General features: G+C 46.9%; 24 protein-coding genes and 2 pseudogenes. 15 read left to right on the top strand and 11 right to left on the bottom strand.

Features of this window, described 5'->3' with window-relative positions:
- Positions 1-90 precede the first annotated feature (90 nt).
- Positions 91-1,803: a pseudouridine synthase gene (locus tag NC997_RS04335; RefSeq protein ID WP_347276129.1), complete on the top strand. Its 1,713-nt coding sequence runs from the start codon at positions 91-93 to the stop codon at positions 1,801-1,803.
- A 45-nt stretch (positions 1,804-1,848) separates the two neighbouring features.
- On the opposite strand, the gene NC997_RS04330 is transcribed toward NC997_RS04335, so the two are convergent.
- A complete protein-coding gene (locus NC997_RS04330) occupies positions 1,849-2,949 on the bottom strand; it encodes a WD40 repeat domain-containing protein (RefSeq protein WP_206753365.1) in 1,101 nt (366 codons plus the stop codon).
- A gap of 368 nt (positions 2,950-3,317) precedes the next feature.
- Between NC997_RS04330 and NC997_RS04325 the strand changes: the two genes are divergently transcribed.
- The 6 genes from NC997_RS04325 to NC997_RS04300 all read left to right on the top strand — a co-directional run bounded on the left by NC997_RS04325 (position 3,318) and on the right by NC997_RS04300 (position 9,880).
- Positions 3,318-5,198 (top strand): ABC transporter ATP-binding protein, encoded by a 1,881-nt coding sequence (locus NC997_RS04325; RefSeq protein WP_347276128.1) that lies wholly within the window; start codon positions 3,318-3,320, stop codon positions 5,196-5,198.
- Positions 5,199-5,410: 212 nt separating this feature from the next.
- Entirely contained in the window at positions 5,411-6,070 is a 660-nt protein-coding gene (locus NC997_RS04320) for an SDR family oxidoreductase (RefSeq protein WP_190528265.1), read from the top strand.
- A 172-nt stretch (positions 6,071-6,242) separates the two neighbouring features.
- Positions 6,243-6,398, top strand: a complete 156-nt coding sequence (locus tag NC997_RS04315) for a hypothetical protein (protein ID WP_348234173.1) — start codon at positions 6,243-6,245, stop codon at positions 6,396-6,398.
- 177 nt (positions 6,399-6,575) lie between these two features.
- The gene (locus tag NC997_RS04310; RefSeq protein ID WP_190528263.1) at positions 6,576-7,730 is read left to right on the top strand and encodes a DUF262 domain-containing protein; all 1,155 of its coding nucleotides are present in this window, start codon (positions 6,576-6,578) and stop codon (positions 7,728-7,730) included.
- Positions 7,727-8,923 (top strand): DUF3696 domain-containing protein, encoded by a 1,197-nt coding sequence (locus tag NC997_RS04305; protein WP_190528261.1) that lies wholly within the window; start codon positions 7,727-7,729, stop codon positions 8,921-8,923. Before NC997_RS04310 ends, NC997_RS04305 begins: the two co-directional genes overlap by 4 nt.
- A gap of 3 nt (positions 8,924-8,926) precedes the next feature.
- Positions 8,927-9,880, top strand: a complete 954-nt coding sequence (locus NC997_RS04300) for a T-complex 10 C-terminal domain-containing protein (protein ID WP_190528259.1) — start codon at positions 8,927-8,929, stop codon at positions 9,878-9,880.
- 66 nt (positions 9,881-9,946) lie between these two features.
- Here NC997_RS04300 and NC997_RS04295 read toward each other — a convergent pair whose 3' ends face one another.
- Positions 9,947-10,237 (bottom strand): Precorrin-3B methylase, encoded by a 291-nt coding sequence (locus NC997_RS04295; RefSeq protein WP_190528257.1) that lies wholly within the window; start codon positions 10,235-10,237, stop codon positions 9,947-9,949.
- 97 nt (positions 10,238-10,334) lie between these two features.
- On the opposite strand from NC997_RS04295, the gene NC997_RS04290 reads away from it, so the two are divergent.
- Entirely contained in the window at positions 10,335-10,598 is a 264-nt protein-coding gene (locus NC997_RS04290; RefSeq protein ID WP_190528255.1) for a hypothetical protein, read from the top strand.
- Positions 10,598-11,041, top strand: coding sequence for a type II toxin-antitoxin system VapC family toxin (locus NC997_RS04285; protein ID WP_190528253.1), 444 nt, complete (start codon positions 10,598-10,600; stop codon positions 11,039-11,041). Before NC997_RS04290 ends, NC997_RS04285 begins: the two co-directional genes overlap by 1 nt.
- A 56-nt stretch (positions 11,042-11,097) precedes the next feature.
- Here NC997_RS04285 and NC997_RS04280 read toward each other — a convergent pair whose 3' ends face one another.
- On the bottom strand, positions 11,098-11,364 hold the full coding sequence (locus NC997_RS04280) for a Precorrin-3B methylase (protein ID WP_190528252.1): 267 nt from the start codon (positions 11,362-11,364) through the stop codon (positions 11,098-11,100).
- A 147-nt stretch (positions 11,365-11,511) separates the two neighbouring features.
- Positions 11,512-11,787 carry a UBP-type zinc finger domain-containing protein gene (locus tag NC997_RS04275; RefSeq protein WP_190412477.1) on the bottom strand — a complete coding sequence of 92 codons (276 nt, stop codon included), beginning with the start codon at positions 11,785-11,787 and terminating at the stop codon, positions 11,512-11,514.
- 343 nt (positions 11,788-12,130) lie between these two features.
- Here NC997_RS04275 and NC997_RS04270 point away from each other — a divergent pair, with 343 nt between their 5' ends.
- Positions 12,131-12,685, top strand: coding sequence for a DUF6438 domain-containing protein (locus NC997_RS04270; RefSeq protein ID WP_190528249.1), 555 nt, complete (start codon positions 12,131-12,133; stop codon positions 12,683-12,685).
- A gap of 327 nt (positions 12,686-13,012) precedes the next feature.
- Positions 13,013-13,699: a Coq4 family protein gene (locus NC997_RS04265; protein ID WP_190528247.1), complete on the top strand. Its 687-nt coding sequence runs from the start codon at positions 13,013-13,015 to the stop codon at positions 13,697-13,699.
- Here the strand turns inward: NC997_RS04265 and NC997_RS04260 are convergent.
- From NC997_RS04260 to NC997_RS04250, 3 genes are all read right to left on the bottom strand, one after another.
- The gene (locus NC997_RS04260) at positions 13,677-13,883 is read right to left on the bottom strand and encodes a hypothetical protein (RefSeq protein WP_190528245.1); all 207 of its coding nucleotides are present in this window, start codon (positions 13,881-13,883) and stop codon (positions 13,677-13,679) included. The genes NC997_RS04265 and NC997_RS04260 overlap by 23 nt on opposite strands.
- Before the next feature lie 2 nt (positions 13,884-13,885).
- Positions 13,886-14,179, bottom strand: coding sequence for a hypothetical protein (locus tag NC997_RS04255; RefSeq protein WP_190433004.1), 294 nt, complete (start codon positions 14,177-14,179; stop codon positions 13,886-13,888).
- Between the two features lie 166 nt (positions 14,180-14,345).
- Entirely contained in the window at positions 14,346-16,085 is a 1,740-nt protein-coding gene (locus tag NC997_RS04250) for an ABC transporter ATP-binding protein/permease (protein WP_190528243.1), read from the bottom strand.
- Between the two features lie 107 nt (positions 16,086-16,192).
- Here NC997_RS04250 and NC997_RS04245 point away from each other — a divergent pair.
- A pseudogene (locus tag NC997_RS04245) lies at positions 16,193-16,300 on the top strand (aminoacyl-tRNA hydrolase); the annotation flags it as partial.
- A gap of 215 nt (positions 16,301-16,515) precedes the next feature.
- On the opposite strand, the gene NC997_RS04240 reads toward NC997_RS04245, so the two are convergent.
- Together NC997_RS04240 and NC997_RS04235 are read right to left on the bottom strand one after the other, a co-directional pair.
- Entirely contained in the window at positions 16,516-17,133 is a 618-nt protein-coding gene (locus tag NC997_RS04240) for a L,D-transpeptidase (protein WP_190528239.1), read from the bottom strand.
- Positions 17,134-17,288: 155 nt separating this feature from the next.
- On the bottom strand, positions 17,289-18,005 hold the full coding sequence (locus tag NC997_RS04235) for a class I SAM-dependent methyltransferase (protein ID WP_190528237.1): 717 nt from the start codon (positions 18,003-18,005) through the stop codon (positions 17,289-17,291).
- A gap of 269 nt (positions 18,006-18,274) precedes the next feature.
- Here NC997_RS04235 and arfB point away from each other — a divergent pair, with 269 nt between their 5' ends.
- On the top strand, positions 18,275-18,691 hold the full coding sequence (arfB, locus tag NC997_RS04230) for an alternative ribosome rescue aminoacyl-tRNA hydrolase ArfB (RefSeq protein WP_190412468.1): 417 nt from the start codon (positions 18,275-18,277) through the stop codon (positions 18,689-18,691).
- A gap of 14 nt (positions 18,692-18,705) precedes the next feature.
- On the opposite strand, the gene NC997_RS04225 is transcribed toward arfB, so the two are convergent.
- Together NC997_RS04225 and NC997_RS04220 are read right to left on the bottom strand one after the other, a co-directional pair.
- Complete coding sequence (locus NC997_RS04225) at positions 18,706-19,299, bottom strand: TetR/AcrR family transcriptional regulator (protein ID WP_190528235.1); 594 nt, start codon at positions 19,297-19,299, stop codon at positions 18,706-18,708.
- Between the two features lie 5 nt (positions 19,300-19,304).
- Positions 19,305-20,054 (bottom strand): alpha/beta hydrolase, encoded by a 750-nt coding sequence (locus tag NC997_RS04220; protein WP_190528233.1) that lies wholly within the window; start codon positions 20,052-20,054, stop codon positions 19,305-19,307.
- A gap of 131 nt (positions 20,055-20,185) precedes the next feature.
- Here NC997_RS04220 and NC997_RS04215 point away from each other — a divergent pair.
- Both NC997_RS04215 and NC997_RS04210 read left to right on the top strand, forming a co-directional pair.
- A pseudogene (locus NC997_RS04215) lies at positions 20,186-20,460 on the top strand (aminoacyl-tRNA hydrolase); the annotation flags it as partial.
- Positions 20,453-21,187, top strand: coding sequence for a class I SAM-dependent methyltransferase (locus NC997_RS04210; RefSeq protein ID WP_190528231.1), 735 nt, complete (start codon positions 20,453-20,455; stop codon positions 21,185-21,187). The pseudogene NC997_RS04215 and the gene NC997_RS04210, both read left to right, overlap by 8 nt.
- Positions 21,188-21,407 lie beyond the last annotated feature (220 nt).

Below are 21,407 nucleotides of genomic sequence, written 5' to 3'. Positions count from 1 at the left end.
ACAAAGCCATTAAACTGCAAAAGCTCCCAACCGCATGGCAGATTCTTATTGTGGGTCTTTTTGTTGTCGGCGTTGCTGGAGTAATCATCGGTGCATGAGAAAATAGATACCCGCGAGAGACTATCTACAGAGGTTGCCAAAGGTATTCAAAACTATTGGTATGAAGGGCGCTGTCCTCAAAGTGGTGAACTACTGAGACTACCCCGCACTCCGGAAGCAGAAGCGATCGCTAGAAGTTTAATGGAACACCTTGCCAACAACGATCCTTATTCTGATGAAGGCAAGATGTATGGCATCCTGCTGGTTGAACTGCCGAATGGCGAACAACAGATACTTAAAGCTTTCTCCGGTCTTCTCAATGGTAATCGTACAAGTGAGGGCTGGGTGCCGCCAATTCCGGGACGAGATGAAGTTGCCCTAGAAGAAGCTTGCACTTTAGCCCAACTGGAGGCGATTAAGCAGGAATTGATTACCCTAAAGCAACTTCCAGAATGGCAGCAGTACGAAACCCTGTCTCGCAAGTTTGCACAGCAGTTGCAAGAAATGAGCGATCGCCATCAAGAATGCAAGCAGCAACGACACCGAAAACGTCAGCTACTCTGCGAAACGCTGACTGGAGAGGCGCTAACGATTGCCCTCGAAGAACTTGACGAAGAAAGTCGTCAGCATGGAATTGAGCGACGAATGCTCAAACGCCAGCAGAATGAAGTGTTGCAGCCACTCAAGGAATTGATTGAAGCAACCCAAGCACGGATGCGCGAACTTAAACAACAGCGCAAAGAACTATCCCGCGAATTGCAGACTCAGATGCACGCGGCGTATAGCCTGACGAATTTTGCAGGAGAGTCTCTATCGTTGCAGGAATTGATGCCAGGAGGTTCGATGCCCACTGGAACCGGAGACTGTTGCGCCCCTAAGCTGCTGCACTATGCGGCAACGCATGGACTGAAACCGCTGGCAATGGCAGAGTTTTGGTGGGGGTCATCCTCAGCCGATGGTGACAAAATGCAGGGAGCATTTTATGGAGCCTGTGCTGAACGCTGTCAGCCACTGATGGGGTTTTTACTATCAGGATGGGAAGCCTCCCCCCCTTTGCCTCCCCCCGTGCCCCCCTTTAAAAAGAGGGGGGCACAGGAGGGGGAAAGCCCCTCCCCTATTAGGGGAGGGCTTTGGGGAGAGGTTCCCATTGTTTATGAAGATGAATGGCTGATTGCGGTGAACAAACCCGCAGGGTTCCTATCAGTACCTGGTCGTTATCACCACACCTTTGATAGCGTCCTCAGTCGCTTGCGTCATCTGTTACCGGATGGCATGGCGATCGCATCTGTGCATCGTCTGGATCGAGAAACATCTGGTATTCTCTTGCTGGCACGCGATCGCCAAACCCATCGCCAGATGAGTCAGCAGTTTCAGCAGCGGCAAGTTTACAAGGTTTACGAAGCCTTACTTTCCGGTTCTGTGACAATTGAGCAAGGTGAGATCGCACTCCCTTTATGGGGAGATCCAGAAAATCGTCCTTATCAGAAAGTCGATGAACGCGGTAAACCTAGCTTGACTCGCTTCCAAGTTATCGCCAGGGAAGGCGATTGGACTCGCATAGAGTTTATCCCCCTAACCGGACGCACCCATCAGCTACGGGTTCACGCAGCCGATTCGCAAGGGCTTGGGGTAACGATATTAGGCGATCGCCTTTATGGATGTCGTGCAACTGTCAGTCGGTTACATCTGCACGCTAGAGAACTTCGCTTTGTGCATCCGCAATCTGGACAACCTTTGCATTTACAAACAAAGACACCGTTTTGATGAATTGCTTTGATGACGGTAACTGATTAAAAAGCGCTCGGCACTTCAAAAAGACCCCCGCAAAACACTGATTCCAAAAGTGGACAAAACACCCCCAGAACCGATGGCAATCGTTTTGCCATCCGGGCTAAAGGAAATACTGGTTGTGTATATGCGACCAAGATTTTGGTCGTTAATAGAAGGCTCAAACAGTGTTTTAAGTAGCGTTCCAGTCCGCAAATTCCACAACTTGACTGAGTGATCCCAAGCAGCCGTAACCAGCTTCTGTCCATCAGGGCTAATTGAAATGGAAGCGGAACCTCCGGGTAAGGTGTGGAGAAGCTGCTTTGTTCTCAAGTTCCATATCTTGATGGAATCTGCAACGCTGACAAGCGTCTGCCCATCGGGAGCGATCGCAATGGAACTAATTGGGCTAGTCTGTCCTTCGAGAGTACCCAGCAGTTTTCCTGTCTTGAGATCCCATAGCTGAATGCTGGTGTCCGTACTGGTATTTTGATCCACATATTCTCCACCGCCAGTCGCGAGTATCTGACTGTTTGGGCTGAGGGCAATCGACCGAATCGGGGTTGATTGGGGATTGATAGTCTGTAGCCGTTTGCCTGTTTTCAGGTTCCACACCAACACTTTCTTGTCATTACTGGCACTGACTAAAGTTTGCCCATCGGCACTGATTTCAAGGTGATTGACTGGTTGTGAATGACCGTTCAAGGTGCGAAGAAGTTTATTCGTTTTCAGATTCCACACCTTAATCGTTTTGTCATTATCCTGTGCCTTACGGTCAACAGTCACCAAGGTTTGGGTATCGGGAGTAATTGCAACGACACCGGCGGCATATACTTTTTCATTCAGGGTACGCAGCAGCTTACCTGTTTTGAGGTTCCACAGCTTGATTGCCGTACCAGGGCTATGGCTGACCAGGACTTGACTATTCGTATTGAAGGTTAGAAAAGTAACATCGCTGTTATGCCCGCTTAAATTGTAGATTGGCGCAAAGTCTCTGGAGTTAGAGGTTGTCGGTGTTGTTGAGCTGGGTTGGGTTGAGGGTTGGGCTGTTGACGGGAGTTTAGCGATCGCGCCTGTGGCAACTGTTGCCATAACAGCCAGAGCGAGCGCGTTTTTCCAAGACAATTGCTTGAGATTTTTCATATAGATAGGTATATAGCTCAGGTAGGACAAAAACTTTATGACTCGCCGATACAATCCAGTAAGACGGCAGTTGTATACGCAAATGTTGCCGTCATAACAGCTACAACAGCCCGACCTTAACAAAGCAATTTGCGATCGCACATCACCCAGTTGATTCACCCAACTGATTGATGCTTGTTTGAACTGGCAAGTCTTACGGCATGAACGCGCCTACGCTTACGTCCTACCTAACCTAGAATTTTTCAAGGGTTTCAGGAGTTTTGAATCGTCTTTCAAGGGGTTAAAAACCAAAGTTGATTTCTGACCCCCGGCTCTCTGAAATTGTCCAATTGGTGTCATTGTTCTGCTTAGAGTCACCCAGCACATCCATGACTTTTCCACTCAAAGCATCTTTAAAAAGCCGGGAAAATCCGCCAAAAATGGTGAAGCGGTCAATATACCAACATTGGTTGGTGCGGATCGTCCTCCGGTCTATTTCTTACTTTCGCAGGGACTTCTGGCTGATCGTCACGCTCTTATTTTTGATCGGGGCATCGGTGCTTTGCAACCTTCTCAACGCTTGGCCTATGGCGATTCTAGTTGATACGGTTCTCTCCCCCACCCCAAAACCTAACTGGATTCATCGGCTGTTTCTTGCCCCGTTTGGTGAAGGCAAGCTGAACCAAATTTTCGGAATGGCGTTCGTGGCGATGCTCATCAGGATACTGAGCGATAGCGTCATGATGCTCCGTAAGATGTTGAACTACCGCATCCAGTACAACGGAACCTTGCGGGTTCGCACCGAACTCTACGACAAAATGCAGGCGCTGAGTCTCGGCTGGCACGGTTCGCGATCGCAGGGGGACGCCATCTATCGGTTGAGCTACGATAGCCTCGGCCCTTGGGGGGTGATCGATACGCTGATCGGCTCTACCGCTGCATCGGTGACGCTGACGGCGATGATCTGGATCATGCTGTCGCGCCATGTCCTTCTCACCGTGTTCGCACTTTCATTCACGCCGCTTCTGTTACTCGCGAACTGGTACTTCGAGGGAAGGATTCGGCGTCGGGCGTTTGAGTCGAAGCAGACCGATGCGATCATGACCTCAACCATGCAACAAGCGATAGAGTTGATCGGACTCATCCAGTCTTTCCGTCGAGAAGCGACGGAGTCGCGGCGCTTCACGCGGGTGGTCGATCGCAGCGTCGCTGCCTCCATGCGGCTCCATTGGCAGGAAAACCTGTATCCGCTCGCGGTTCAGGTCGTCTTCGCTCTGGGAAGCGGGGTAATCTTCGGCTACGGAGGGTATCTGGTCTATCGCGACCAGTTTTTGCGCCAGGTGCCGAACGGCCTGACCCTCGGCGATCTGATCGTATTCTTGGCGTACCTTAATCAGTTCTGGGACCCAATCGGTTGGGTGTTGGGGTTCACGACCAAGATCCAGACATTCGTAGCCTCATGCGATCGCGTCTTTACGGTCATTGACGAGCCACCCACCATCAAGGACGAGCCTGATGCGCGATCGCTTCCCGTCCATCCCCGCACCCTAACCCTTTCTAACGTAAGCTTTGAGTACATCCCTGAGCGACCCGTGTTACGGGGAATCGATGCAACTATTGAACCGGGTCAGATGGTAGCGTTTTTGGGTCCAAGCGGCACAGGAAAAAGCACGCTGCTCAATCTCTTGCCGCGCTTCTACGACCCGACAGGGGGCAGCGTCCAACTCGACGGTTTCGATATCCGCACCCTTAAGGTTGCCGATGTCCGCAAACACATGGCGCTGGTCACGCAAGGCAGTCCGCTTTTCCCCGGAACGATTGCGGAAAATATTACCTACGGCTGCGAGGAAGCGACCTTGCAAGAGATTCGGGAGGCGGCGGTGGAATCCGGGGCGGCTGAGTTCATCGAAGCCTTGCCGGAGCGGTACGATACGATGCTCAGCGAGGGCGGACAGAACCTTTCCGGCGGACAGCGGCAGCGTTTAGCGATCGCGCGGGCGCTAGCGACGAAGGCTCCGATCCTCATCCTCGACGAACCGACGAGTTCGCTGGATTTGAAGCACGAGCAATGGGTGATAGAAACCCTCCAGCGTCTGCGTCGCAAAAGAACCATTATCTTAGTGACACACCGACTCGAAACCGCCGTAGACTGCGATCGCATTTTTGTCATGCAAGAGGGCGAGATTGTCGAAGAAGGCACTCATGATGAACTTCTATCCCAAAAAGGACTCTACTTCCGAATGTTGGGCTACAAGCCATCCTCGACCTGACGACGGTGGAAAATTGAAATACTTTAAGCTCATTCCCCGCCTGAAGGTTGGAGGATAAGCGCTAAAGCAGTCTAATTCCACGATTCTCACCGGGGATTTTGACCGGGTAATTATCGCACCCGGCAACATTCTGGAACACGATGGTAAGCGACAGTTTCAGATAGGCTATGAGTGTCTAGAAATGTCCCTCTAATCAAGACATGGGAGTTCGCATGGCAACTTATCTGGTTACGGGTGCTAATCGGGGGATTGGTTACGAATATTGCCGCCAACTGCAAGCGCGGGGAGAGCGAGTAATTGCCATTTGTCGCAGTGCTTCTGAGGAGTTGAAGCAGCTAGGGGTGCAGGTTGAGGAGGGGATTGATATTACCTCTGATGCATCGGTTGCTGATTTACGCGATCGCCTTCGTAACACTCCAATCGATGTTTTGATTAATAATGCCGGAATTATCAAGCGCGTGACGCTGGAAAACTTGGATTTTGAGAGCATTCGAGAGCAGTTTGAAGTGAATGCGCTGGGGCCTTTACGAGTAACTCATGCGCTATTGCCACTTCTAAAAGCAGGTTCCAAGATTGCGCTGATGACAAGTCGGATGGGGTCAATTGCAGACAATACCTCTGGCAGTTCCTATGGCTATCGGATGTCTAAAGTGGCGTTGTCGATGGCTGGCAGGTCGCTATCTCTCGATCTCAAACCCCGTGCGATCGCAGTGGCAATTCTCCATCCCGGTTTAGTTCAAAGTCGTATGACGAACTTTACTGGCATTACGCCGGAAGAGTCGGTGAAGGGGTTGTTGGCTCGAATTGATGAGTTGACGCTGGAGAACACAGGCACTTTTTGGCACGCGAATGGAGAGATGCTGCCTTGGTAGGTGTGTGATATGGACTGGAGGAACTAGAAGAGGCTATAGCCCAGTTGCAAGGAATTTTGCAAGAATTGGGTGAGGAAATCAGTTTGTAGGTGCGGAGTGAGAACTATGCACAGCATCACACTAAAATCCCATATCGGTAGCGATGGTATGAGAGAAGGTTCATTTACCTGACATGAGAAATACAGATATCGAGGTTGTCATTGTCTATCAAACTACCCTGCCCAAAGGTGTTGAAGCTGAATCTGTTTCACAGTTTTACGGATGTATTCAGGATGACTCATTTATTAGACATCCTCAAAACGAACAATCTGAACCCGAACCCTTGTAATAAAATATCTTCTTGATACAAATGTTTGTATCATTTATCTAAAAGGCAGAAATTTGAACCTAAAGCAGAGGCTTGAGGCGGTTCCTATTCACTAGGCAACTTAAAATATTTTATATAACAAATACTCAATTGTGGTAGCAGATAAGTAAATAAGTATTAATGCCAAGGAGTACCGTCGTGACAGAGCTGAAGAACCTAAACACAGAATTCCCGGACGAAGACACTGAAATCGATGATAATATCTGGAGCGAATCAGGAGAAGAAGATGTTGAGCCAGAAGAAGAGGAAATAGATGAGCCATTTGACCCCACTAAAATTAGGGTTGACACTCAACAAATAACTATTGGCTTAATAGTTAGAAAGATTAAGTCTGATGAAATTGATTTGACTCCTGAATTTCAACGCCAAGCCGTTTGGAATAACATTGCTAAAAGTAGACTTATTGAGTCCATTCTCATTCGTATCCCAATACCATCATTCTACATTGATGCTACTAATGAAGCTAAATGGTTAGTTATAGATGGTCTCCAAAGGCTAACTACTTTAAAAGAGTTTATCCTAGATAAGCAACTTAAGCTAACTGGCTTACAGTCCTTTACTCAATTTAACGGCAAGATATATGATGAAATACCACGTAATTACCAGCGACGTATAGAAGAAACACCTCTCACAGTTATACTGATTGAAAAAGGTACACCTTCTGAATTTAAGCAGGCTATTTTTGAACGTATTAATACAAGTGCAGTAGCTCTATCAGCCCAGGAGATACGTCATGCTTTAAATCAAGGTAAAGCAACAAAATTGCTAGAGAGACTAGCTGTTTCAGTTGAATTTGAAAGAGCAACTGATAAGGGGATTAAAGCTAACAGAATGGCTGACCGTGAGTGTATTCTCAGAGTTCTAACATTTTTAATAAATTCTAAGGGCGAAGTCTTGAAAAATAAAACATTTAATAAATTACTTGATAAAACAATGGTCGAGATCAATCATATGTCTGACGAGAAAATAAGATTACTTGAAAATGAATTTCTGCGGTTGATGAACGTAGCTTTTGAAATTTTTGGTAAAGATGCTTTTCGTAAATTATCAAAAGAAATACGATACCCACTTAATAAAGCATTATTTGAAGCTTGGTCTGTTAATTTACATAAGCTGAGTGAAGAACAAGTTAAACTGCTCAAGCAGAGAGAGGATGTTTTAAAACAAAAAATCATAGATTTTACTAATGATGGCAACTTTGATAATCCTATTTATAGTAGTAAAGGAAATATCAAGATTGCATTGCGTAGAATGAGTGATATTGAACATATCATAGAGGCAGTATTGTCATGATAAAGTCACTGCATTTGAAAAATTTCAAACCTTTTGAAGACCAGTTACTTGAATTTAGGTTACTGACTCTACTATCTGGGCTTAATGGTATGGGGAAGTCTTCGGTGCTACAGTCTTTACTCCTATTGCGCCAGTCTCACCAACAAAGACTATTACAAAGAAAAGGTCTATCTCTAAATGGTAATTTAGTTAATATTGGTACAGCTCAAGATGCTCTTTTTGAGGGAGCAAAGGAAGATTTAATTAGTTTTAAAATTACTGGTGAGCATAGAGGAGAGAGAATGTGGGAATGGCGCTTTGGATATGATCGACAGGCAGATGTTCTACGCAGCATTGCTGCACCAGTATCTCAAAAAATACATGACTTTAGTCTTTTTGGAGATTATTTTCACTATCTTCAAGCAGAGCGCATGGGTCCTCGGACTGTCTTTGAAATGTCAGATTTCATCGTAAGCCAGAATCTTCAGATTGGTACTAGAGGTGAACATACCGCACATTTCCTTTCAGTTTTTGGCAACTGGAAAATCAATAGTGTAGGGCATCAGCCAGTAAGTTCAAAGACAGTTGATCAGGTTTTCGAGCGTCCTGAGCGAGAGAAAACTAATAAATTGAGCCATCCACAAGCAAAGTCGCTATCTCTGAAAGACCAAGTTGAGGCATGGATGGGAGAGATAAGCCCTGGTACACGGATTCACCTCACCTCAAATACAGATATTGATTTGATAAGTTTGCAATACTCGTTTGAAATGGGAAAAGAGGTTAGCAACAAATATCGTGCGACCAATGTTGGGTTCGGAATCACCTACACCTTACCAATTCTTGTAGCAGTGCTTGCATCCCCTCCAGGCACATTAATTCTAATTGAAAACCCAGAAGCTCATCTCCATCCCAAAGGGCAAGCCAAAATGGGCGAGTTGTTGGCGCTTGCAGCTAGCTGTGGCGTTCAAGTTGTGATAGAAACTCATAGCGACCATGTTTTAAATGGAATTCGTCTTGCTGTTCATGACGGCAAGCTTAACCCCAAAGATGTCCAACTGCACTACTTCCAGCGACAAGAGAAACAAGGGCAAGCTCTCACTGAAGTAGTTTCACCACACATTGACCGCAACGGACGGATCGATCAATGGCCGGAAGGCTTCTTTGATGAGTGGGATAAAAGTTTGGAGGCTTTATTAGAACCAGCAGGAGATTAAAACATGGATTTGGAGATGGTACTCAATGAACTGTCTCTGCGAACTCCTGCTGCTGATATTCCAACAGCACAGCAATTAATGTCAGAGCTGATTGGCACTGTACGCCAAGCAACTACCAGTGGCGTGAAGCGAGTACTTCGCACTTCGGATGAAATTAACACTATTGAACTGGCACCTGGTTATCCGGTAGCTCGTTGGCGCAACGATCCAACGGTAAATCGGGAAGAGCGTAGTTTCTTCAGAACTCTCACATCAAAAGCTCCCTTCTGGACTGATGTTGCTGAAGAAATTAAAGACAACTTTGATTTGTCTCAGGTTTGGCATCAAGGAGAAGAAGCAAAAGGACTTGGCTTTGCTGTAGTAATTGATGCACTTGCGGTGAGCTTGATTTCAGAAGCCCGATGGGATTGTAGCCGCTTAGAATTGGAAGTCAAACGCTTGGATGAAAATGAAGATTTAATTGATGAACCGCTAGAAATTATCCACGCGAGTCGTAGCAACCATGTACAGGAACACTCTAATTGGATTAACAACCGTATCCGCTCAAGAGTTGTTAACGGGTTGGAACTCTGGAATCGCAAAGATGAGTTATTTCCCAACCTGATATTCTGCAAAGCTGTGAGTGAACAATTGCAGAGTCTTGGTGCTGAAAGCCCGATATTACAGCTTGTTAAAAATAGATTATCAGAGCTTGAAGACTACTGCAAATGCTGGGCAGATGAAGCTTTTGAACCAAAAAGCCTTAGAAATGTTTCTCCAGAAAGCCAAGTTACACTTCAGAATCCCAAGTATAGCAAAGAACGAACGTTTCTTTGTCCCGATGGTAAGGAGCGAGTCTTCAGTTGGCACGCTAAATTATCGTTTGGTTGGCGTATTTATTTCTTTCCAAATAAGCAAAGAAAGATAATTATCGGTTATGTTGGTTGTCACCTTCGGACTGTGAGATACTCTAATTAATCTCAAGATTCAATAGTTTTTGCCAAATGTTTTGAATAATCGGCGATCGCACTTTCCCTCACAATCCTATTTCGACTTTCGTTGCGACTTGGGCGGCGTTCGGTGTGCGCCAAAGTATTTTTCACTACGGTAGCGCAACCACACCCGCAACTGCTGCGGAATTTGGTCTTTTTGTTCTTTGGTCAGCGTGTTGTAAAGCGCTAAGGCGCGATTTCCTTCGGAATAGCTTCGCTTAACGCGTTCTCCCCGACAAGCAGCATTATTATGAGCATCCCAGTAGCTACGGGCAACCAGAATCCGCCGACAGACTTCCTTGATTAGTGCAACTCCTGTGAGGGGATTTTCCTGCTTTGACATAATTCAATGAAAGCTGACTGGTGCGATCGTAGCTTATTGAAGAATCAGTAAAATAGCTCTAAACAGACACCTTATTGATGCCTTGGAGGCGATCGCAATGTCTTTGATCGTTGAAGTGAGTGAATCAGGCACCTTACAGCTACCTGCCGAAATTTTACAGGCAATTGGGTCTAATAGGCGCTTTGTAGTAGAGGTGGAAAGCGATCGCTTAATCCTTTCCCCCGTTCCCCCAGAGCAACCCTTTTGGGCAACCGCCACGCCTGAAGAACGGGCGGAACGGTTTCACCAGTGGGTACAAAGTCATAAGGGTGGAGTTAATCTACCAGACGAAGCTTTGCGACGGGAGAATATTTACGATTGATGACAACTTATTTGTTGGACACCAATGTTTTGCTAAGAAGTAGCGATACTAATTCACCCTTGCAAGCATTAGCGGATGCCTCTGTTACCCGACTTCTTGGAAGAGGCAACCAACTATACATCACCAGTCAGAATATTATCGAATTTTGGGTTGTTGCAACTCGTCCCGCAACAGTTAACGGCTTGGGATGGAGTGTCGAACAAACTCGTACTGAAATCGAGCTGATTCTCAATCAGTTTCCGCAGCTTGAGGAAACGCCACAAATATTCCCCCACTGGTTCAATCTGGTGACAAGCTACCAACTTCAGGGTAAGCGCGTACATGATGCCCGGTTGGTTGCCGTGATGTTGGCGCATGGTGTAACGCATTTACTGACGTTTAACCCAAATGATTTCCGGGGCATCAATGAAATTGTAGTTGTTCATCCCCAAGCGTTAGCGTAGTGGCGACGCAGTCGCATCGCGAACCCAGAGACGGAAGGCTAGATGCAAGGAAAACACTACTTCGACTTTCGTTTTGACTTGGGTGGCGTTCGGTGTGCGCCAAAGTATTTCTCACTGCGGTAGCGAAGCCACACCCGCAACTGCTGCGGAATCTGGTCTTTTTGTTCTTTCGTCAGCGTGTTGTAAAGAGCTAAAGCACGCTCTCGTTCTCCCCGACAAGCAGCGTTCTTATGAGCATCCCAGTAGCTACGGGCAACCCGAATCCTCCGACAGACTTCCTTAATGAGTGCTTCTCCCGTAAGGGGATTTTCCTGCTTTGCCATACTTCAATCAGAACGCCCTACCCTAAATCCTAACCCGTAGCATCAAGGCGATCGCTCCTTCTTCGATCTAGTGTTTGGAAGGATTATGCGATCGCCTTCCTTTAAAATTGCTTGTAAGTTGGGGAGATACCCCAATTGAGCGCATCTTCAATAATTCTTCTGCTGTTCATCCACAAAACACCACAGCCATTGCTCTCCTAACTCCGCTGAACTGATTACAGTGTGTCCGGTTTCCTCATAGTGACGACGAGCATGCTGATGTTCTGACGAGTCGCAACACAGCATCTTACCGCACGTCTGACAAATGCGAAGATGCACCCAACGACCATTGATCCGCATGCACTCTTCACAGCGAAACACCGGATAGTTGGCTTTATGGATTAGGTTTTGCAGAGTCACTTCATTGAGGTGTTTGCAGGACATAGGGTTTCCTAATCAATGTATGAGTTGGAGTCGCTCATTGGATGCTTCCAATTCTAGAGCCTAAACAAGCGATCGCTTGCTTTCTGTACCCCTTGAAAATATCGCTGTGCGTTCAGTTGTCAAAGCTGAGTTGTTCTCTGGTGCACTGCGGTGTAAGAACTCAACTCTTCTACGGAGAACACCAATGATTTCCCGATTGCATCAATAGCCGATAATTTAGTCTAAAAATAGAAAATTCCTACATCGTCTTCTGGTTTCTGAATTAGAAACCGGGAACTGAGAGCTGAAACAGCCGAATAGACTCGAAGTTAAGTGAATCTTTCTGATTTGGAGCCTAACGATAATGCGATCGCCACTTCTTCTAAGTCTAATAATCGGTGTAGCCAGTAGTGTTCTAAGTGTCTCTATTCCTAACTCCCCATTCCTGGCTGCTGAAACCAATACTCCGAATCAAAGGCTACTCAATCAACCTCGACAAGTCTCACCACAAGTTGCGCTGACACTCGAACGGACAGCCTGTTTTGGCTTTTGCCCCATTTATAAGCTCACTGTTTATGGCAATGGCAAGGTGGTTTACGAGGGCAAACGGTTTGTGAAAGTGACTGGCACCCGAACAACAACTATCAGTAAAACAGCAGCGAGAAAGCTCATTGCAGACTTTCAAAAGCTCAATTACTTCAAGCTTCAAGACAGCTATACAGGTGGACACACCGATGCACCTTCTGCCATCACCTCATTGACAATCGGCAAGAAACAAAAAACAGTACACCATTACCTTCCTTCACCTGATGCACCGACTCAACTAACAGAATTGGAAAATAAAATCGATACCGTAGTGAATTCTAAGCAGTGGATTGGAACAGATGCTGAACGCGCCCCACGGGGAACTACGAAGTAATTAAATTGGCATCCCGCGCAACTTGCCGGAGGCATCTCGCTCCTGCTCAATTGCTACAAAACTTTGCCCCGTAGATAGTCGCAATCAGGCTATTCGAGAATCCACAAAATAGTCCTAAACAGACGGTCGCTGCGCTAGTATGATGCACAAGGAAGTTGCGTGTTAACTGAGGTAAAAGCCGAACGCAACAGAGCGAGCGCAGCTAGAGTATAGGACAGCACAACAGGCAGAACGGTTAAGAACTGCGGGTCTCGATCCAGATACGTGCCAGATACGTGAAATTATCCCGCCAAGGGTTCGTTCATTTTGATTACCGAAGGTTTCCCGATGTCAAAATCTCCCTCGATTATCAATGCTGATAGGAGTCGCTCGGTTACTCCAGAACTTCTGAAAGGTTTGGAAGGTTTCCTTGCCTTTATCGATAACGGAACAGATATCGAGGCAGTTTTTGATATTGCTGCTGCCTTAGCCAACCATAAAGTTTCTGCTGCCGCGATTACCTATCTCAAGTCCCATCCTGAAATCGCTCAACTTTTTGAAGAACAATATATTGCACCGACTCCCAATTTAGAAGCGTTACTCAAGCTGCCTGAAGATTCGTTAGGCTTTGCCTATGCCTCTCATATGCGAGCAGCCAACCTCGATCCAGAGTTTTATCGCCAAGTCGAACTTCAAGATGACACAAGCTATTTAGCACTGCGTATGCGACAAACTCATGATATTTGGCATACCGTGACAGGATTTGGCACCGATCCTGTTGGAGAGATTGGGCTGCAAGCATTTACGCTCGCGCAAAATCGCTCTCCCCTTGCAGTGATGTTGATTGCCGCAATCACCCTGAATACGATCAAGATGAACAGCGATTTAAACCCGCTTGTACGTCTCATTCAGCAGAGCTACGATTTGGGGGATCGGGCAAAACCCTTTCTAGGGCAGAAGTGGGAAGAGGCTTGGGAAAAACCACTAGCAGACTGGAGAGCGGAGCTAAATGTCACTCCTTTTCGCCATGTTTGAGCAGAGCTAGCGGTTGTTTAATCTGCCACGTTTGAGCCTGGGATTCCAGCAAAGACTGATGGTAATTTGTCCACGTAGAGTGATGCCCGACACTCAAAAAAGTCGTCCCTTTCGCGTGTAAATTCAGAGTACACGCGAATCGGTGGCTGCGGCTATCAAGCGATCGCGCTAGGTGAATCGCCACTGCTAATCCTTATCTTCTCCATCCTTCTCCTCTTGTCCATCCTTCTCCTCATCGTCATTTTGATCGGATGAGCCAGTGGTCTCTTGCCCCTCGTTATCGTCATCATCAGCCTGATTACCCTGGTTGGATTCTTTTTCCGATTCTTGTACAGGTTCGGAATTTTTAGCGGCTTCACCACAACCAATCAGAACGATATTCCCTGCGAACATCACAAGCAGACTCAAGCAAAAAGCACTAAAAGATTTATTCCACAGCGGTATCATTTGGGATTTGGATTCTCCATCAATACGATTCATATCTTTTTAAACTTTAGCGAACTGCACGGGATTTAAACCTTAGATTTGATATGTCTATGGTCATGGATTGGCTTATCTCTCGACTTGTGCTTGCCAGCTTCCATTGACTTGGCTATTTCAAGCACCAGGTATTTTTTCACAAATGGGATGCTTCTGCCATCGCCCTTTAGGTAGTCGATGGAAGTTCCAACAACTCCGGTTGTTCTTCGACAAGAGCTAGGGGTTGTTTAAGCTGCCAAGTCCTATCCTGGGAGAGTTCCAGCAATGACTGATGATAATTTGCCAACGTAGCACGATGTCCCACACTTAAGAAAGTAGTCCCTTTTGCCTGCAAATGTTGATACAACCGTTCCTCGTTATCCAAATCTAGGGCGCTAGTTGCTTCATCTAGGATGGCGTAGTTGGGTTTGTTCAGCAGCAACCGGGCGAAAGTTAGCCGTTGTTGTTCGCCCAAAGAGAGGACATCTGCCCAATCCTCCTGGGCATCAAAGCCGCCAAATCTTTCGTCTAAACCTGCTAAATTCACCTGTTCCAGCACTTGCTTTAAGTGTTCGTCGTCAACCTCAAGATGCGTGTTGGGATACAGCAATTGATCGCGCAGAGTACCAAGCACCATGTAGGGACGTTGCGGCAAAAATAGGATCTCGTCGGATTCAGGACGAACAATTTTCCCTGTACCAGAATCCCACAAACCTGCGATCGCTCTCAGCAGCGAACTCTTACCGCAACCACTTGGCCCCATCACCAAAAGTCCCTGTGCAGCAGGTAACTCTATGGACAAATCTTCTACTAATGTGCGCTGATAATTGGGAGTTTGCAGGCTGAGATGTTCGACTGCCAGCCGATCTGCTGATACCGTCTGAATCCTGGGTTGCTCATCGGATGCCCGATCTGCCTCTGCCTGTTCTAAAAACTGGGCAAAGGTATAAAGACGATTAATCCCAGCGCCAAAAGTGGTCAATTGCTGGAAGCGGGCAACGACAACATTCAGCGAGAAAAAGACGCGGACAAAAGCCCCCTGTGCCTCAGAAACTTTACCCACCTCCATTTCCCCGGCAAAAATCGCGGGTGCGACAACTAGGGCAGGCAGGACGAAGGGGATGAACTCATAAGCGTTGGTGAGAACATTTAAGTTTAATTCCCAAACCAGCAGGCGTTTGACGTTCTCAAACACATCGAGGAACCGATGCTTAACTTGGTTTGACTCCTGTTCTTCCCCTCGATAGAATGCGATCGCTTCCGCATTCTCCCGAATCCGCACCAAACCAAAGCGGAGATTCGCTTCTCTCTTCAATTGTTCAAAGTTGAGTCGGACAAGCGGCTTACCAAATACAAAAGTTGTTACTACTGTCCCAATTAGGGCATACAGCACCAGAAACAACACCAGGGGTTTAGAAATGCCCCAGAGTACGCTGCTGAAGGCGATCGTTGACAGCACAGACTGCACCAACACCAGTACAAAGGTGAGAGATTCCTGGGTAAAACTCCTAACATCCTCTGCAATCCGCTGATCTGGGTTATCGATTTCAGTGCCTGAGATATGCAGATTGTAATAGGCGCGATCGCGAAAGTAGTTATCCACGAATCGATGGGTGAGCCATTTCCGCCATTGCAAACTCAGGCGATCGCGCAGATAGGTATAGCCTGCGAGCAATGGTGCATAGATCACCAACACAGCGATGAAAATGATGACAGTTTCCCAGAAGCGTGGCTCATCACGGGCTGAGAGGGCTGAAATCAGTACTCCTCGCTTGTTGTTGAGAACTACACTCAATCCCGTATACGCCAGCAGTAACAGCACTACGCCCAGCAATAACCCTCTGGCTTGCCATTTTTCATCCCCAGACCAATAGGACTTGGCGATCGTCCAGAACTGCTGGACTACATTGAAGTTCAATCGATCCATAGGCTTGCTTTCCTTACTTTGTCTGTCAGGAGATAATGAATAAAGGCGAATCAGAGCGAAATCTGCTCAACGACTGGTGCGACTCATCTCTGGACAATTGTTAAATTATGCTACAAATTTTTAACACGGTGAGTATCCCAGAGTATGAGATTGAGATGATTGCAATGCCCTCTCAAGGGGCAGGCGGGCAAAACGTCAATAAGGTACCAACTTCTGAGCGCAGTTGCAGTCAATCAATACAAACTTCTGCCGAATCTTCAGGTATAAAAGTGCGGAGTGCGATGCCAATTGCAGAAGCTAACTATACAAAGGCGCGAATAATAAGTTATGAAGGGGCAAGTTTAGCGGAAAACTAGCTTATTTATAGTCAGCTTGATTTGTGAACAAAGAGCATTACCGCGATCGCAGAAAACACAACCACGTCAATCCATTAATCAATAATCGTTACTTTGGTACCTAACTTCACCCAACCCTTCTCAATCAACTGCTGCAATGTGTTTGAGTCGAGATGGATGCAGCCACCTGAGTTAGCTTGACCAATATTCTCCGGATTGGGTGTACCATGAAGTGCGATTGAGAACCAGTAGGGCGTTCCCTGAAATGTACTCATTTTAGGACCCGTGATGCTTGTCGTTGAAGTGAGTCCGATATAGCCATTTCCATAGGCACTGTCTGGGCTACCGTTCCCATCAAAGTCAAGATGGTTCATGTTCTTGAATAGCTGAGCTAATCCTTGCTGAGGATTAACTAAGTTGCGATACTGAGTAACTTTGACAAAACGCTTAACGTTATCTTGGGCAATTTGGTTGTACTCAGACTTTTTGTAGAGAATCAAGTCTACACTCATCTCGCCTGTGGGAGTAACAAAGTCATTCATATTTTGTTTGTCTTTGAGTCCGCCCTTACCAATACCAATAGTTGCCTTGTAAATCGGAACGTTTTGGTTATTGAGTACCTCCAAGCGCTTGTCTACTCGATGAATGAGAAGCGAGTAACGTTCTTCTTGAATGCTGTTGAGTTTATCAGCATTATTTACGGATGGTGGCAAGGATTGTCGCTTGGCTTCAATTACGTTTTTTGGAGTTGAAACGACAGCATCAGATGATGTACAAGCGCATAGGGCTATTGGTAGTGCAACTAAGAGCCAGTTTGAGATGAGACGAGATGTTGTAAACACAACTAACCTAACTGGGGCTTGCTCAACTATTTCTCATCATATAAGGGAGATCCTCTAAATTGTTCTTCTACGCAGGACACGAGAATAAGCGATAGAGGATGCTGCGTTGTTGGCTCAAGTGGTTCAATACATTGGCGTATCTGCAACTTTGCTTGGTTAAAAGCTGTCAGCCACGAACTGAGAGTCCGAAAATACCAAGGCATTGGCTCCCACTCCTCCTCGCCAAAGCTCGTGAAGCGCTCGGTTCGCCAGCCCTCCTTGTAGGCGGTGTCGCCACAGGCACTCCACGGGTGAACCGTCTGCACAACGAGGTGTCCATTAGGCGCTAGAACTGTACCCAGTGCAGCCAGCAGCGGTACAATGGTTTCCCCTAACACTGAGAAGTTACAAACGACGAGATCGTATAGTCCATCGAGTTGATTTGGATCGTTGACGAGCCGATCGTAGGTGAGGGTGCGAAACTTACCCCCACCTGCTGCCTGAGCTTGTTGAACTAAAGCAGAACTCCCATCTACCCCAAAAGCTTGGATACCGCGTTCGTTTAATGCGCGTACCAGCCAACCTTCACCGCATCCAACATCTAGCACGCGGCGAGGTTGCAGCGCCACCAAAACGTCCACAATGGCGGCATCAGTCACAACGCGGCGACTGGATATTAGTTGCTCGCGGACTGCTTTTGTCCAAGCACGAGCATTCGCATTCCAACTTAAATGCAAGCGGTATTCCAAATCAGATTGGGACATAAAAGCCTCCAGTTGTGCAAATTATACGTGCGCGATCGCCAATGGCATGAACAGTATGAAAGCACTCAAGCGTTGTCGAGGAACCAGTTGCAGCACAAAGTTAACGTTTCTAGGTGTAGCGAACTAAAAACTTCGTGTTTGATATATTGCCGCTAGAGAGGGAGCTAGAGGCGTGGCTACTACTTTATGCTGGAATCAGCACCAATAAAGCGAAACGGGGCAACAATTTCTGTGCAATGCTGCACTGTCTATAATCAAGCGAATCAATCATGCTGCAAATTTCTAACACCGTAAGTATTCCAGAGCATGAGATTGAGATGAGTGCGGTGCGATCGCAAGGGGCAGGGGGACAAAATGTAAATAAGGTGGCAACTGCCATTCACCTGCGCTTTGACATCATCGCTTCCTCACTACCTGAACGCTACAAAGAGCGGCTGTTGAAGCTTTCCGACCAACGCATCACTAAAGAAGGTGTCATTGTCATCAAAGCACAGGAACACCGTAGCCAAGAGCAAAATCGAGAAGAAGCATTGCAACGATTGCAAGACTTGATTAAAAGTGCGATCGCAGTCGTCAAACCACGCAAAAGGAGCAAACCAACTCGGAGTTCTCAAAGAAAGCGTCTGGATAGCAAAACTAAGCGAAGTCAGATTAAAACGATGCGTGGAAAGGTTACGGATGAATGAGATGGTGCGAACACTCAGTCTTCCTCCCCACAAAACTCCGCAATCACCTGTGCCTTGACCGCATCTAACGGATAGGTGTTGGGATAAGTTGAAAACATCAGCATAATGCCCTGAAGCGTCGAGGAAAAATAGAGCGATCGCTGTCTTGGGTTAGCAACTCCCAACTCGCTGAACATCTGCGTCTGGATTTCAAACTGCTTTGCCTGCTCATCCATCAACTTCTGGCTATATTTCGCCACAATCGGGTCGAGCCGGGGTTGGGTAAACAGATTGAGATAAAATCGGAAAACCTCCGGTTGCCGTCGCACATCGTCTAACGCACCTTCGGCAACATGGCGAATTTGCTCAACAGGCGTTGACTTTGCAACGGCAGCATTCATGACGACCAGCAGATCGTTGAGCCGCACATCGACCATTGCTGCCAAAACGTCTTCTTTACCCTTGAAGTAGTGGTAAAGCAGTCCCTTTGAAATCTGCGCTTGTTTGGCGATATCTTCAATCGACGTGGCGTGATAGCCTTTCGTGAAGAACAAATCCATCGCCGTTTTCAAGATTTGCTCCCGCGTTGCCTGACGGATGCGCTCGTTTTCTGCTGGGGTACGTGGCATGGCTTCTACCGACTGAGAAATTGAACGATCCGACTCGAAACCTCATCAGCATGAGTGAATGTAGGCATATGATCGGCTCCTTCAATGTAGGCAAAGTGAATGTCGGGTACCTGTTGAAATAATTCGGCAACCTTGAAAAGGTCAGGCATATCCTTTTTGCCGATGATAAACAGCGTTTTGGTTTGAAGCTCACTTAAGCGATCAATGGCGGGTGGCTGTGGCCAGAGCATCTCATAGGTTTTCCATTCAAAAGACCGTTTCATGTTGTGCGTTGTCATCTCAATTATGCGATCGCGCTGTGGACTGGACATCACGACACTGTACACAGGATGGTTCAACAACACCTCAACCATTTTTTCCAAATCTGGAGCTACCGCATTGATTTGCGCGTACCATTGTTGAACATCGGGTGAGAACTGGAAGCCCGATAATCCCGGAGCCACCAGCACCAGCCTGGTTACTCTATCAGGATAAGCCAGGGCAAAATCGGTCGCAATTTGACCGCCGATCGAATGTCCAACTAGAATCACGCGATCGAGATTGAGATGGTCAAGCAACTGCCGCAAATCCTCAACATAGTGGGCAGGTTTGAGTAGTGGGGGTGACTGTCCGGCACCGCGTCCGTCAAAAGTGATGACCTGATAAGTCTGGGCTAGTTGCGGGGCAATGAACTCCCAATCCCGCAAATCTGCCATTGCGTTATGAATCAGCACAACCGCCTCACCCTTACCTTGAACTTCGTAATGCAAATCCATGTCTGTCTCCTTTCAGGTTTGTAGGACAGTCACAATGAACGTTTCAGCCTGATTTTCCAGCAACAGCCTGGGCTGATAGGATCGATTGTTTCATCTCTAGAATAATTTATGACTGAACAATCAGTCAATAGAAAAAGCGGCTATTGAAGCTTTCCGACCAGCGCATTACCAAAGAAGGGGTGATTGTCATCAAGGCTCAAGAACACTGTAGCTAGGAGCAGAATCGGGAAGAGGCGTTGCAACGATTGCAAGACTTGATTAAGAATGCGATCTGCGCTTCGCTATCGCGTTACCCAAACCCCGTAAACTCAGCAAACCGACTCGTAGTTCTCAAAGAAAGCGTTTGGATAGTAAAACTAAGCGAAGTCAGATTAAGACGATGCGAGGAAAAGTTACGGATGAGTGAGTGGTACAGAAAAGACCTTGCTTATATTCACGATGTCGGATTTAGGAGTTACGTTCTGCGAGCAATGCCAGGAATTCTGGCAATTCTCAGACAGCATGGCATTCAGGATGGACTGATTGTAGATTTGGGGTGTGGCAGTGGTTTGTCAGCTGAGGAGTTGGTTAGGACAGGCTACCAAGTATTGGGAGTTGATATCTCAGCTGACATGATTGAGATTGCCCGTTGTCGAGTTCCTATGGCTGAATTTCAGCTAGGCTCATTGTTCAAGGTCGAAATTCCTGACTGTAATGCGGTGATTTCGATTAGTGAATGTTTTAATTACCTGTTTGACCCCGACCACCAAACACTTACCCAGGTGTTCCAACGCATCTATGATGCTCTCACGCCGGGAGGCGTTTTTATCTTTGATATTGCAGAACCCGGACAGCTGACTTCTGCAACTCCACTCAAAAGCTTTACTGAAGGCGAAGATTGGATTGTTTTGGTAGAAAAACAGGAAGATTCACAGCACATCTTGACTCGGCGAATCATTACCTTTCGGCAAGTAGGAAACGATTATCGTCGAGATGACGAGGTTCATCGCCAGCAACTATATGCAGCAGCAGAAATTGCCACGATGTTGCAACAGGTGGGCTACCAAGTCGAAATTCAGCGTTGTTATGGTCAGTTTGCTTTACCCAATGCCCATGCTGCATTGATTGCCAGAAAGCCTATGAGCAACCTTTGATTCTTGGCGATTGTTCCGACAGCCATCAAGACTTTAAGCGATCGCAGATTAAGTCGATGCGAGGGAAGGTTACGGATGAATGAGCGGGCGGGAATAGAATCTCTAACTCAGGACTTACGCAGGTACGCTATAGGTAGTGGCATAGGGGCTGATAGAGCTACATCAAAAAAAACTAATTAATTGAGCCTGAGCATGTTAGTCTCAAGTCGAGTAGAGATTG

It is taken from the genome of Trichocoleus sp. DQ-A2 (assembly GCF_039961915.1).
GTDB lineage: Bacteria > Cyanobacteriota > Cyanobacteriia > Cyanobacteriales > FACHB-T130 > FACHB-T130.
The sequence above is the reverse complement of the archived record's forward strand: the minus strand, read 5'-3'. Positions and strand labels throughout refer to the sequence as shown.